Annotated in this window: 9 protein-coding genes and 1 pseudogene; 6 read left to right on the top strand and 4 right to left on the bottom strand. The window is 70.9% G+C overall.

Annotation, left to right across the window (positions count from 1 at the left end; genetic code table 11):
* Nucleotides 1-131 precede the first annotated feature (131 nt).
* Nucleotides 132-1,049 carry an N-acetylmuramoyl-L-alanine amidase gene (locus tag ABZ098_RS21285; RefSeq protein WP_356593336.1) on the top strand — a complete coding sequence of 306 codons (918 nt, stop codon included), beginning with the start codon at nucleotides 132-134 and terminating at the stop codon, nucleotides 1,047-1,049.
* A 120-nt stretch (nucleotides 1,050-1,169) separates the two neighbouring features.
* Nucleotides 1,170-1,943, top strand: a pseudogene (locus ABZ098_RS21280) (DUF2235 domain-containing protein); the annotation flags it as partial.
* 343 nt (nucleotides 1,944-2,286) lie between these two features.
* On the opposite strand, the gene ABZ098_RS21275 reads toward ABZ098_RS21280, so the two are convergent.
* Entirely contained in the window at nucleotides 2,287-3,507 is a 1,221-nt protein-coding gene (locus tag ABZ098_RS21275; protein WP_356593334.1) for an MFS transporter, read from the bottom strand.
* Nucleotides 3,508-3,579: 72 nt separating this feature from the next.
* Here ABZ098_RS21275 and ABZ098_RS21270 point away from each other — a divergent pair, with 72 nt between their 5' ends.
* Together ABZ098_RS21270 and ABZ098_RS21265 are read left to right on the top strand one after the other, a co-directional pair.
* On the top strand, nucleotides 3,580-4,557 hold the full coding sequence (locus ABZ098_RS21270) for a winged helix-turn-helix domain-containing protein (protein WP_356593331.1): 978 nt from the start codon (nucleotides 3,580-3,582) through the stop codon (nucleotides 4,555-4,557).
* A 23-nt stretch (nucleotides 4,558-4,580) separates the two neighbouring features.
* Nucleotides 4,581-5,084, top strand: coding sequence for a glutathione peroxidase (locus ABZ098_RS21265; RefSeq protein WP_356593329.1), 504 nt, complete (start codon nucleotides 4,581-4,583; stop codon nucleotides 5,082-5,084).
* A gap of 226 nt (nucleotides 5,085-5,310) precedes the next feature.
* Here ABZ098_RS21265 and ABZ098_RS21260 read toward each other — a convergent pair whose 3' ends face one another.
* From ABZ098_RS21260 to ABZ098_RS21250, 3 genes are all read right to left on the bottom strand, one after another.
* A complete protein-coding gene (locus tag ABZ098_RS21260; RefSeq protein WP_356593327.1) occupies nucleotides 5,311-5,502 on the bottom strand; it encodes a DUF397 domain-containing protein in 192 nt (63 codons plus the stop codon).
* Nucleotides 5,503-5,703: 201 nt separating this feature from the next.
* Nucleotides 5,704-6,573 carry a helix-turn-helix transcriptional regulator gene (locus ABZ098_RS21255; protein WP_053852920.1) on the bottom strand — a complete coding sequence of 290 codons (870 nt, stop codon included), beginning with the start codon at nucleotides 6,571-6,573 and terminating at the stop codon, nucleotides 5,704-5,706.
* Between the two features lie 335 nt (nucleotides 6,574-6,908).
* Nucleotides 6,909-7,667: a GPP34 family phosphoprotein gene (locus tag ABZ098_RS21250; protein ID WP_356593325.1), complete on the bottom strand. Its 759-nt coding sequence runs from the start codon at nucleotides 7,665-7,667 to the stop codon at nucleotides 6,909-6,911.
* A 233-nt stretch (nucleotides 7,668-7,900) separates the two neighbouring features.
* Here ABZ098_RS21250 and ABZ098_RS21245 point away from each other — a divergent pair, with 233 nt between their 5' ends.
* Nucleotides 7,901-10,669: a D-alanyl-D-alanine carboxypeptidase gene (locus ABZ098_RS21245; protein ID WP_356593769.1), complete on the top strand. Its 2,769-nt coding sequence runs from the start codon at nucleotides 7,901-7,903 to the stop codon at nucleotides 10,667-10,669.
* A 155-nt stretch (nucleotides 10,670-10,824) separates the two neighbouring features.
* On the top strand, nucleotides 10,825-12,678 hold the full coding sequence (locus ABZ098_RS21240) for an MFS transporter (RefSeq protein ID WP_356593323.1): 1,854 nt from the start codon (nucleotides 10,825-10,827) through the stop codon (nucleotides 12,676-12,678).
* Nucleotides 12,679-12,708 lie beyond the last annotated feature (30 nt).

The raw sequence follows: 12,708 nt of genomic DNA, 5'->3' as shown, positions 1-12,708 counted from the left end.
CGCCATTGCCGGAATCATGAGCGGCGAGTGGGACGGGCACGTACCACTGAATGTCATCAGCACCTCAACTCACAAGATCCAACGGCTACTTGACGCGTTTTCGACGCGTCGCCACGGAGGGACGCACCGCCATGGCCACTCCCCTGTCCGCCGCGAAGATGCTCGCCGCACTGAAGGCCGAGGGCCTCACCGTGCACGAGCACTCCGGCTGGAAGACCCACAACCGCGACGCGGCCTCCGGGAGGTCCTTCGGGCCCGTCATCGGGGTGCTGATCCACCACACCGGCGGCCATGACGACAAGGAGCTCTGCTTCAAGGGCAGATCCGATCTGCCGGGACCGCTGTGCCACGCCTGGCTCGGCAAGACCGCGGGACTGTGGATGATCGGCAACGGCCGTACCAACCACGCCGGTTACGCCGACATCGATGTCCTGAACGCGCTCCGGGACGAGAGGCCGCTCCCCCACGACGACGTGGCGAAGGCGGACGGCAACGACTGTCTGTACGGGCTGGAGATCGAGAACCGCGGCAAGGGCGGGGACCCCTACCCGGCGGCGCAGTACCGGCAGGCCGTGCTGTGGGCGGCGGCGATCTGCCGGGCGCACGGCTGGAGCGAGAAGTCCGTCGCCGGGCACAAGGAGTGCCAGCCCGGGAAGATCGACCCGAGCTTCGACATGGACGACTTCCGGGCCGCCGTGAAGAAGCAACTGGCCGCCGGGCCCGGCAAGTCGGAGCCGACGAAGCCGGCGGGCAAGCCCCGCGTGGACCTGTCCCGGCTGGTGAAGGCGGCGAGGACCGACCCCGGGGCCAAGCAGGGCCACGTCAGTTACCTGGCCGGCACCAACCTCACCGAGGCCGCCCTCGCCGAACTCGGTTACCTGGACCGGTCCTACGCCGGGGACGGCTCCTTCGGCACCACCACGGTCGCCGCCTACGCCAAGTGGCAGCGCCACCTCGGCTACACCGGCGCCGACGCCAACGGCATCCCCGGCAAGATCTCGCTGTCCAGGCTGGGCGACAGGACGGGACTCTTCACCGTCGTGGCCTGACCCGCGCGCTCCGTCGCCGATCCGCTTCCGGGCCCCGAGTTGCGGGTCGGCGCAGTCCCTGCGGTACTGGCTGTATCTACCGAGCAGTCGCGGGGTCCTCTCTACAGGGAGAGGAGGCACATGATGGCCAAGCGTCTGGTGGTCTGCTGCGACGGGACGTGGAATCTCGCCGACCAGCCGAGCAAGACCAATGTCGCCAAGGTGGCCCTGGCCGTACGGCGACGCTCCGCTGCCGGAACGGAACAGCGGGTGTACTACCACAGCGGGGTCGGCACGAGCCGGCGGGAGAAGCTGCGGGGCGGGGCCTTCGGGGTGGGCCTGTCGCGCAACGTGCTCGACGCCTACCGCTTCCTGATCCACACCTACGAACCCGGGGACTCCCTGTACCTGTTCGGGTTCAGCCGGGGCGCGTTCACCGCGCGCAGCCTGGCCGGTCTGGTGCGCAACTGCGGCATCCTGCGCCGGGAACAGGCCGACCGGATCGACGAGGCGTGGGCGCTGTACCGAAGCCGCGCCGACAAACCGACCAGCGTGGCCGCGACCCTGTTCCGCGGGGCGTACTCGTACGAGACGGAGATCCGTTTCGTGGGCGTCTGGGACACGGTCGGCTCCCTGGGCATCCCGGTGCCCGCGCCCCGGTTCCTCCAGCCGCTCGTCGACCGCTTCAACCACCGCTGGGCCTTCCACGACACCACCCTCAGCAAGTCGGTGAACGGCGCCTTCCACGCCCTGGCCGTCGACGAGGAGCGCTCGGCGTTCCCGCCGACCCTGTGGCAGCAGGAGAAGGGCGCCGACACGAGCCAGGAGTTGAGGCAGGTGTGGTTCTCCGGGGTGCATCTCTCCGTCGGGGGCGGCGAGAAGGACTCGGGCCTGTCCGACATCACCCTGCTGTGGATGGCCCGGCAGGCCGCCCGGTACGACCTGGAGTTCGACCCCCTGGTCCTCAGCGCGGAGGGGCCGGACCGCATGCGCCCGCAGGAGTGCGCCGACTTCGCCGTCCAGCCCGACCCGCTGGGCCCGTGGAACCCCTCCCGCAAGGGCTTCTACCGGCTCTTCAAGCCGCTGCACCGGCCCATCGGGCTGGAGAAGGACGAGCAGGGCCGCCTCGCCGGCAACGAGCACCTGGCCGACACGGTCCTGCGCCGCCGCGAGGGCGACCCCGACTATCGTCCGCCGGCGCTGGAGACCTACCTGAAGGACTTCGGGGACCGGCGCGCCGAGACGGTCCCCCTCACCTTCACGGGCGTGTCTGCCGGGGCGTCGGCAGAGGCGCCGGGAGGTCCGGGACCGCTTCGTCCGGGCCGTGACGCCGCTCCAGCAGGAACAGCGTCAGGGTCACCGCGATCGACGCGGTCGCCATCAGGGTGATCGCCGTGGCCGGGGAGGTCAGTTGGGCCAGGGTGCCGGCGACGACCGCGCCGATGCCCTGGAGGGCGACCATGCCGGTGGTGTGCAGGCCGAGCGCCTGGCCGGCGAGGTCGTCGGGGGTGAGGGCCATCAGGCGTTCCTGGAGGACCAGGCTCGCGGCGAAGCCGACGGAGGCCACGGCGGCGGCCACGGCCGACAGCGCCGGCGACGGCCGTAGGACGAAGAGCAGGTAGGGCGTGGCCAGCAGCAGGCGCAGCGGGGTCGCGAGACGGGGCCGCAGCGCGGGCGGCACCAGGCGGCCGATCGCCAGATCGCCCACGAACATGCCCAGCGCCCCGCAGGCGTACATCGTGCCGGCGGCCGCGGGGGCGTAGGAGACGTAGAGCGAATCGCCGCCCACCACCAGGCCGTTGGGGACCCACAGGCCCAGGTACGCCAGGCGGCGGGGGCGGGAGGACCACAGCAGGGCGTTGGTGCGCCAGGTCGCGGAGAAGGAGGGTCGGCCCGCTGAGCGCGGTGGGCGGGGTGTGAGGCCCAGGTGGTTGACGAGGGCCGACGCCACGTAGCAGGCCGCCGCGAGGAGCAGGCAGGCCCGGGGGGTCAGGAGCTCCAGGAGCGCGCCGCCCGCGGCGAAGCCGGTGATCTGGACGAGCCCCCAGAGCATGTTGAAGACCGAACGGCCAAGGACGTAACCATCCTTGGGCAGGATCTCGTTCAGGAGTCCGCCGCGCACTCCCCCGCCCAGCGAGGCGACCAGGCCCTGGAGGAGCAGCACGACGAAGACGGCCCAGACCGGCAGTTGGGGCAGGGCCAGTACCGCCGTGCCCGCCGCGAAGGCCAGGGAGATGACGGTCAGGATCGCGCGCGGGGGCAGCCGGTCGGCGCCCGAGAGCAGGAACGCGGCCCCGAGCATCTGCGCGAGCTGCGGTCCGAACATGCTCACCGCCGAAAGCAGCGGGGAGCCGGTTGCCCGGTAGACCAGCGTGGCGAGGGCCAGGCCGCCGATCGTCTGGGCGGCGGCGTGGGCGGCGAAGGAGAGGAGGAAAGGGGCGTATTCCGGGGTGCGGAAGAGGGTGCGGTAGCTGCGCATGCGGGGGAGTCTCGGAGCGGTCGGCGGCTGACGGTTAGTGTTTCGCGCGATCGCGAAACCACGGGGGGCTTCATGGGCTGGTGGCAGGTCGACGGGGACACCCTCGTCCGCAGCCGGTTCGTGGTCTGCCCGTTCACCGAGACCTTCGCGACGCTGCGCCTGCTGCACACGGGCACCACCGCCCACCCCGGCGAGGAGGCCTGGCTCCGCGCCCATCTGCCCGGCTACCGCGCGCGCCTCGCGGCCGACCCGGTGACCGCGCTGCTGGTGCGGTCGGGGGTGGGCACGTCCTGGATCGCCGACTTCCTGGCGCCCCTGCCCCGTGACGGCACGCCCTTGGAGGAGACGCTGGCGCGGATCCGGGCCACCGACCCCGCTCTCGCGCGGGCCCACCTCCAGGTCTCCCTGCGTGGCCCGCTGCCCGCCGCTCTGGAGCGCGACGACCTGCCCGAGCGGGCGGCCGCGCTCCTCGCCTGGGTGTGGACGACGACCGTACGGCCGTACTGGGACCGTCGGCGGCGGATCCTGGAGGCGGACGTGGTGGCCCGGACCGCGCAGGTGAGCCGGGGCGGCTGGGCGGCCGTCATCGACTCCCTGCTGCCGGGGCAGACCCGCTGGCTCGGCGGCAACCGGCTCCAGGTGAACCGGTACGAGCGTGCGCCCCGCGACATCCGCGGCGCCGAACTCGTCTTCGTCCCGGTCACGCCGGGCCGCGGCTGGGCGACGTGGGAGGAGCCGGGCCGGTACGCCCTCGTCTACGGCTGTGCGGGCGCCCTCGCCGACCCGGGCGCCCGGAGCGTGCCCGCGAGCCTCGGCACACTGCTCGGTGCCGGGCGGGCCCGGGTCTTCGTCCTCCTGGACTCCCCGCTGAGCACCAGCCAGCTCGTCGCCGTGACCGGGCAGGGGCTGGGGTCGGTGGGACGGCATCTGCGGGTGCTGCGGGACGCGGGCCTGGTGGAGCGGCGGCGGGCGGGGCGGTCGGTGCTGTACGTGCGGACGGCGGCCGGGGAGGTGCTGGTGGAGGCGTCGGGGGCCGGGAACGGGGATTGACCGGGCGGAGTTAGCATCCGCTCATGACGACTTCAGATGGTTCCTCTCCCCTCGACGTCGAGATCGGGGCCCTCACGGGCGGCTCCGCCGACCTCGCCCAGTACGCCGGCAAGGCCGTCCTCATCGTGAACGTGGCCTCCAAGTGCGGGCTCACCCCGCAGTACAACGGGCTTGAGAAGCTTCAGGAGCGGTACGCGGAGCGGGGCTTCACGGTGCTCGGCGTGCCCTGCAACCAGTTCCTCGGGCAGGAGCCCGGCAGTGCCGAGGAGATCGCGGAGTTCTGCTCGGCGACGTACGGGGTGACCTTCCCGCTGACCGAGAAGGTCGAGGTGAACGGTGAGGGGCGGCACCCGCTCTACGAGCGTCTGGTGGGCTTCGCCGACGCGGAGGGGCACAGCGGGGACATCCGCTGGAACTTCGAGAAGTTCCTGATCGGGCGGGACGGGTCGGTGGTGGCCCGCTTCTCCCCGCAGACGGAGCCGGAGTCGGACGAGGTCGTCACCGCCGTGGAGGGTGCTCTGGCTTAGCGGCTGCGGGTGCGTCGTGGCTGGTCGCGCAGTTCCCCGCGCCCCTGACTGGGTGCAGCCGGACCTGCTCAAGGGGCGCGGGGAACTGCGCGATCGGCCCCCACCGGCCTGCACCCGACACACGACCCCACGGCGAAAGCGCCGCAGGCCCCCTCGGCAAGGACGGCGATCTGGTCGAGAGGGCTCTGTGGTGGTGCTTGTGCAGTTGTAGGGGTGTGGCGTGGTGTCACACCTTGACCGAGGCCACGAAGGCACTCCACGCCTCGGCGGGGAAGGCCAGCTTGGGACCCTCGGGGATCTTGGTGTCGCCGAGTTCGAGAGCCTCCTTCTCGGTCGACCTCACCATCAGGCACGCCCCGTTGGCGTTGGTGTAGGTGGAGGTCGTCCATGAGTCCAGGTTGCCCAGACGAATTGCCATATTCGCTCCGTAGCCAGATGCGCAGTGTTCGGATTACGCCAACCTTTACTGATCGTTGGCGTGATCGACGCTACTCGCCGACTTCCTCTTTCGGAGCAGTCATTCACTCTTACGGCGGCATATTCCAAAGGACTCTTCCAGAGGGACGAGGCCGGGGTGTACTATCCGGCCCGCCCTGTCCGGAAGCGGCTCAACGACGGTTCACCGGGCGTACTCCCGGGCGTACTCCTTGGCGATGTCCTCGATGAGCTGACGCGACTGGTCGACGTTGAGCGCCTGGGCCCTCAAGTGCTCGTACATCACGGTGTACTTCTGCACGTCGTGCGCCTTCTCCAGGTACAGGTCGCTGGTGACGCCCTCGATGTAGACGACGCTGGAGTCGGCCGCGTCCGAGAACTCCAGGATGGAGTACTGCCCGCTGAGCCCGGGATGGGCGCCGACGTCGAACGGCAGCACCTGCACGGTGATGTGGGGCTGCTGGGACATCTCCACGAGGTACTCGAGCTGCTCACGCATCACCTGGCGGCTGCCGACGACCCGGCGCAGGGCCGCCTCGTCCAGAACGACCCACAGCCGCAGGGGATCCCGCTCGGCCGCGACCCGGCTCTGCCGCCGCAGCCGTACCTCGACGCGCTTGTCGTTCTCCGTCTCGGTCGCCTCCGGCGCGCCGCCGCGCACGATGGCCTCGGCGTACGGCCGCGTCTGCAACAGCCCGGTGATGATCTGGGGTTCGTACACGCGCAGCGACTCGGCGTCGGTCTCCAGACCGATGTAGACGCTGTACGGGATGTCCCCGAAGGCGTGCCACCAGCCCTGCTGGCGCGAGTCCTTGGCCATCTGCATCAGGGAGTCGACGATGCGCTGGTCCTCGACCTCGTACACCCCGCACAGGTCGCGGACGTCACGCTGGCTGATGCTGCGCCGGCCGTTCTCCAGCCGGCTGATCTTCGACTGCGACACGAGCAGCCGCTCCGCCACCTCTTCGGCCGTCATGCCCTTGAGCTCGCGGAGCCTGCGCAGCTCCTGGCCCAGCCGGCGCCGCCTGACGGTGGGATTGACATTGGACGCCACGGGACGTGCACCTCCGGCTGCGTGCCTCGTTCTTGACTTTGCGTATCTGCTGTTGAGCAGACTGCCACCAAGGTGCTTATTACCGCTGGGAAACGGTGTATATGCGCTGCGTGCACGTCAGTGCGGGACCGCTCGCCGACCGCGCCCGGACATGCGGCCGCGCGGGGCGTCGGAACCCGGCGACGTCCGGTGTACGGACGTACGGTTCCGTCGCCCCGCGCGGACCAGCGGCTCCCGAACCGGTCTTTGGGGACTGACGGTGCGGCGGCTGAGTGGTGCGTGGTGCGGGTCGTGCTTGGTGCGGTCGTGCGTGGTGTGTGCCGTGGGACTGCGGCTCAGTGGGCCACGGCGCGCGCCATCGGTCCTCGGCGCGGTTGCATCGGAACGCCACGAGCGGGCTCCGGCGCGGGTGGCCTGGCTCCGGGGGCGGCCTGGCGGCCGGCCGGTGCCGGGCTACGACGTGGCTGTGCCGCCACACCGTTCTGGACGTCCATCACGGCGTGCGCGACGAGTCCGCCCATCGGGTCGTGCCTGATCAGGTCCCGCAGCCGGGAGCGCGAGGAACGGCCCTCGTTGCCCGGATACAGGTGCTTGCCGAGGCCTACCGCGTGTGCCAGGGCGGCGAGCGCCGCGGTCCGCGGGTCCGGCGGTACGCCGGTGCGGATCGCCGAGTCCAGCCGGGCCCTGATCTCCCGGCTGATCTCGTTGTCCGTCGCCTGGTAGCGGGTCGTCGGCAGCACTCCGCACATCTGACCCGCCACGGCATGCACCATGCCGCACCGCTCCAGATGCGAGAGGTAGGTCTGGCGGAGCCCAAGGCGCGGCCCGCCGATCCAGTTCACTGCCCGCACGGGAGCGCCACGCCTTCGCAGCAACTCCAACGCGCAGTCCAAAGTCGGATCTCCAGTCGGCCGTGGGGCTACCACGGCGATACGATCCCCGTCTGGGGCTATCCGTCCGGCCAGCGCCAGCTCCACTAGCTGTGCTCCGGCCAGACCGAGGTCGAGCGACTGCGGCTGTGCGGTGGTACCCGTGGTCGGGTCCAACGCCAGCAGCAGAAGCTCCTCCGGAAGTGTTCTGCGGCTCCTGCCCATCCATGCCTCCCCGCGTGGATGAAAGACAGGGTGACCCCTCTCACATTCATCTGTCGAGGGTGCGTGACCTGTTTGTAGTGGAACCAGTAGGTATGTCGTTCTCGTCTACCGCTTGGGACAGGGCCGCACACAGGACACTGGTACATGGTTCGGACAGCGTGGTGTGGCTTGCCCGGGCGGCGATTCAACGGTTCGGCAGACGCAGGGTGACGGAGACCGATCACCTGCGGCACATGGAGGAGGCATCGGTGGCGGGCGAGTCCCCCGACAGGTCGAAGCAGCGCGAGTCGTCGGCAGAACCGACGTCGGGGAGCGCGAGTCCGGTTCCCGAGGCGAGGAGTTCGGCCCGCGATCCCCGGCTGGCGGTGGCACGGGAGTCGATCTCCCTCGGAGGCGTCGACACGGCCACGAGGATTTTCTCCGTACGTGACCTCCCGAAGTCCCCCGAGGCCCCCGAGGACGCCGACGGGAGCCCCGTGGAGGCCGACGCGGCCGGTTCGGCCGGGTCCGGGGCCGGGAAGCCCGAGGACGCGCCTGAGGCCCCGGAGAAGGGCTCCGGGGAGGCCGAGGGGGCGGAGAGCGCCGACGGCGACTCGGACACGGCTGAGGGTTCGGAGGACACGAGCACGGCGGAGGCCGCGGAGGAGTCCGGTACGACCGAGGACTCGGACGGCTCCGGTACGGCGGAGGCCGCGGACGAATCCCGTACGGCCGAGGACCCGGACGATTCCGGTACGGCGGAGGCCGCGGACGAGTCCCGTACGGCCGAGGACCCGGACGAGTCCCGTACGGCGGAGACTGCGGACGACTCCCGTAAGGCGGAGGCCGCGGACGAGTCCCGTACGGCGGAGACTGCGGACGACTCCCGTAAGGCGGAGGCCGCGGACGAATCCCGTACGGCCGAGGACCTGGACGGCTCCGGTACGCCCATGAGCTCCGGTGTGTCCGACAGCGGGTCCGGCGAGGGCGGCGAGCCGGGCGCGGCGGGCGATGCCCGGCTGCGGGACGCGGTGGCGGCGTGGGTGGCCACGGGGGACGGCTCCGACAAGGCGAAGGCCGCGGAGAAGTCCTCGGAGAAGTCCGCGGAAACGCCCGAGGGGAAGCCCGCGGAGAAGCTTGAGGGCAAGGACGCCGGACCGGCCGACGAGGCCCCCGAGGCCGAGTCCGCCCCGGAGACCGACAGCGCCCCGGAGCCGGCCCGCGAGAGCGACGCAGCCGAGACGGCTGTGGCCGAGGAAACCCCCGCGGACGACGCGCCCGACGAGGCCCCGCAGGCGGACGGCGAAAACGTTGACGCCGATGTGGCCGACAAGGCGCCCACCGGCCCGCAGGCGGACGACGCGCCCGACAAGGCCGCCCAGGCGGACGACGGCCCCGGTGACGACGGCGCCCCCGAAGACAGCGAGCCCGAAGACGCCAAGCCGCAAGGCAGCAGCGAGCCCGGCGATGACGCGGATGTCGCCGACGAACCCCCCGTCGACCAGCCCACCGCCGTCTTCAAGGCCCCCCGGCCCCCCGTGGACCAGCCCACCACCATGCTGAAGCTCGGCAAGGCACCGGACGCCAAGCCGGAGGCGAAGCCCGAGCCGGAGGCCGCCGCCGAGCGGACGAGCAGGTTCGTCGCGCTGAAGGCCCTCGACGAGCCCCGCGAGGCGCGGCCGAAGGCGGACGTGACCGCCGCCGTCCCCCAGGTCGGCCCGGAGCGGACCACGCAGCAGCCCCTGCCGCCGAAGCCGCCCCTCGACCTGCTCGCGGAGCTCACCAACACTCCGCCGCCCCCGCCCACCCCCCTGCGCACCCTCGGCCGCCGGGTCAAGATCTGGACCCCGCTGCTCATCCTCCTGGTCGTCGTGTTTGCGATCGTGCAGGCTCTGCGTCCGCTGCCGGAGCCCACGCTCAGCCTCACCGCCGAGGACTCCTACACCTTCGACGGCAGCAGGGCGAACCTCCCCTGGCCCACCCAGGGCCAGGGCTGGATGGACGTCAACGGCGTCGGCACGATGGGGAACTTCGGCAAGCAGACCCCCGTCGCGATCGGCTCCGTGGCCAAGGCCATGACCGCGTACATCGTGCTGAAGGACCACCCCCTCAAGTCCGGCGAGGAGGGCGCGAAGATCACCGTCGACGCGCTCGCCGAGAAGGAGGGCGGTTACAACAAGCAGGGTGAGTCCACCCTCAACACCGTCAAGGAGGGCGACGTCCTCACCCAGCGGCAGGCGATCGCGGCGATCATGATCCCCTCCGCGAACAACATCGCCCGGCTGCTCGCCCGCTGGGACGCCGGTTCCGAGGCGGCGTTCATCAAGAAGATGAACGACACCGCCCGGGAACTCGGTATGAAGAACACGAAGTACACCGACGCCTCGGGCCTGAAGGAGACCACCGTCTCCTCCGCCGAGGACCAGGTGAAGCTCGGCAACGAGCTGGTGAAGATCCCGGCACTGATGGAGATCACGTCCATGGGACAGTGGGTCGATCCGTCCGGACAGAAGTGGTACAACTACAACTATCTGGTCCCCTACACCGGCATCGGCATCAAGACCGGGACCACCAGCGCCGCCGGCGGCAACCTCCTCTTCGCGTCCCGCAAGGAGGTCGGCGGGGAGACCGTCACCGTCGTCGGGGCGATCCTCGGCCAGCACAAGGCGCCGATCATCAAGACCGTCAACGACGTCAGCAAGGTCGCGCTGCTCGCCGCGGAGGGCGCCCTGAAATCGACGAAGATCCTGAAGAAGGGCGACGTCGTCGGCTACGTGGACGACGGTCTCGGCGGCCACACCCCCGTCGTACTGACCAAGGACGTCACCGCCGTCGGCTGGGCCGGCTTCAAGGTGAAGCTGTCCTTCGCCGCCGACGAGGTACCGCACACCGCGAAGGCCGGCACCAAGGTCGGCACCCTGACCGTCGGTGACGGCGAGGGCGGTGCGGTCAAGGTCCCGGTCACCCTCCAGAAGGATCTGACCGAACCGGGCCTCACCGACAAGCTGACCCGCGTCGGCTGACCCTGAGGCGGGACGCACGCACCTTCTCGGCCCGTCGGCCGGACCCCGCCCGGGTTCCGGTCGGCGGGTCGCGTGCTAGCGTCACGAACCGGGGCAGGTCGACGCTGGGGCGCGGCCGAGAGATGAAGACGGGACACCACGGGGAGTGCCTTCAGGTGGCCACTGCGGAGCCGACACGCGCCGACGACACCGACCCGGGCCCGGGTACCGGCCCGCGAATAGGGGTGCCCGCGGCACCTGAGACCGGGAACGGCGGCCCCGGCAAGGGCCACGGACCCAGGACCAGGACCGCTCTCCTCGCGCTGCGCGAGCGGCTGCTTCGGCACCCCGTCCTGTCCATGACCGCGTTGTCCGGCGTCCTCCACATCGTCTGGTTCTTCACGTTCGCGAACAGTGGCGGCGACCTCGCGGCGCAGGACGCGTGGGCCGAGTTCGTCGGTCGGCACCCGGACTCCGCGTACAACCTGGCCTGGTACGGCGGCATGCACCCGGTGTCGTACAGCATCGTCTCGCCGTATCTGATGTCGGTCCTCGGCGTCCGTACGACGATGATGCTGGCCGGGACGGTCTCGGCCGGGCTGCTGACGCTGATCCTCATCCGCAGCCGGTCCGTGCGGAACCCGTTGTGGGCCTCGCTGGCGGGCGTGTACGCCTTCCTGTGCAACGCGGCCTCGGGCCGGGTGACCTTCGGCCTCGGCACGGTGTTCGCGCTCGGCGCAGTCGCCGTCGTCTTCTGCTGGCCGCACCGCTGGCGCTACAAACGCTGGGCGAAGGCCCTGTGCGCGGCCCCGCTCGCCGCGCTCGCGACCATGGCCTCGCCGGTCGCCGGTCTCTTCGTGGGTCTGGTGGCGGTCGCCCTCTTCCTTCAGAAACGGCGTCCGGGCGCCTGGGCGCTGGGGCTCGCGCCCACGGCCGTCGTCGCCCTGTCCGCCTGGCTCTTCCCGTTCGCCGGAACCCAGCCGATGAAGATCGCCTCGGTGCTGCTGCCCCTGGCCTACGGCCTCCTGGTCTTCCTCCTCGTCCCGCGCGAGTGGACGACGGTCCGGATCACCGCCGGGGTGTACAGCCTCTCGGTCGTCCTGGTCTGGCTGGTCAGCTCCCAGATCGGCTCCAACATCTCGCGCCTGTCGATGCTGTTCGCGGGGGTGGCCCTGGCGGCCGCGCTGCCGTTCACGGTGCCACGCACCCGCAAGTGGTACGCCGTCGTCGTCGCCTTCGTCGGCTTCACGGTCTGGATCGGCTTCAAGTCCGTCGACGACGTGGTCCACACGACCCCCACGGCGTCCTGGGCGCGCGAGCTGGCCCCCCTCGTCAACGAGCTCCAGGAGGTCGGCGCCGAGAAGGGCCGCGTCGAGGTCGTCCCGGCCGCCTCCCACCGCGAGGCGTCCGCGCTCGCGCCGTACGTCAACCTCGCCCGGGGCTGGAACCGGCAGGCCGACATGGAGCGCAACCCGCTCTTCTACGACGACACCCTGAACTCCGCGAACTACCACGAGTGGCTCCAGCGCTGGGCCGTGCACTTCGTGGTCGTGCCGAAGGACGAGCCCGACGGGGACGGGGGCGAGCGGGAGCGGGAGCTGGTCCAGCGCGGGATGCCGTATCTGAAGCAGATCTGGGGCGACGCGAACTGGCAGCTGTTCCAGGTCACCGACCCGGCGCCGCTGGCCTCGCCGAACACCGTGGTCGACCGGGCGGCGCAGGGCGAGATGACCATGCGGGTGAAGAAGGCCGGGCGGATTCTGATCCGGATCCCGTACTCGCCGTGGCTGTCGATCGTCGACGCGGAGGGCAAGAAGCTGAAGGCCCCGCAGGAGACGGAGGCGTCGAAGGAGCGCGGGGACGGGGAGCCGAAGACGTTCGACAACGTCAACGGGTGTCTGATGGAGACGCCTGAGGACGCGGACGGGGACAAGTGGACGATGCTGATCGCTCCGCGGGCGGGGACGTATCGGTTGGCGGCGCCGTACACCGTGCCGCGCGGTACGCCTTGTCCGGATGAGTTGAAGTAGTCGGGCGGCTGCGGGCGCGTGGGGGCTGGT

It is taken from the genome of Streptomyces sp. NPDC006335, from assembly GCF_040612795.1.
Classification (GTDB): Bacteria; Actinomycetota; Actinomycetes; order Streptomycetales; family Streptomycetaceae; genus Streptomyces.
Note: the sequence above shows the minus strand (reverse complement) of the source record. Positions and strands in the feature narration are given on the sequence as shown.

Bases quoted from the DNA above. Each gene is read 5' to 3' on its own strand.
- ABZ098_RS21285 (WP_356593336.1), top strand. From the start codon at position 132: ATGGCCACTCCCCTGTCCGCCGCGAAGATGCTCGCCGCACTGAAGGCC.
- ABZ098_RS21275 (WP_356593334.1), bottom strand. From the start codon at position 3,507: ATGCGCAGCTACCGCACCCTCTTCCGCACCCCGGAATACGCCCCTTTC.
- ABZ098_RS21270 (WP_356593331.1), top strand. From the start codon at position 3,580: ATGGGCTGGTGGCAGGTCGACGGGGACACCCTCGTCCGCAGCCGGTTC.
- ABZ098_RS21265 (WP_356593329.1), top strand. From the start codon at position 4,581: ATGACGACTTCAGATGGTTCCTCTCCCCTCGACGTCGAGATCGGGGCC.
- ABZ098_RS21260 (WP_356593327.1), bottom strand. From the start codon at position 5,502: ATGGCAATTCGTCTGGGCAACCTGGACTCATGGACGACCTCCACCTAC.
- ABZ098_RS21250 (WP_356593325.1), bottom strand. From the start codon at position 7,667: ATGGGCAGGAGCCGCAGAACACTTCCGGAGGAGCTTCTGCTGCTGGCG.
- ABZ098_RS21245 (WP_356593769.1), top strand. From the start codon at position 7,901: ATGGAGGAGGCATCGGTGGCGGGCGAGTCCCCCGACAGGTCGAAGCAG.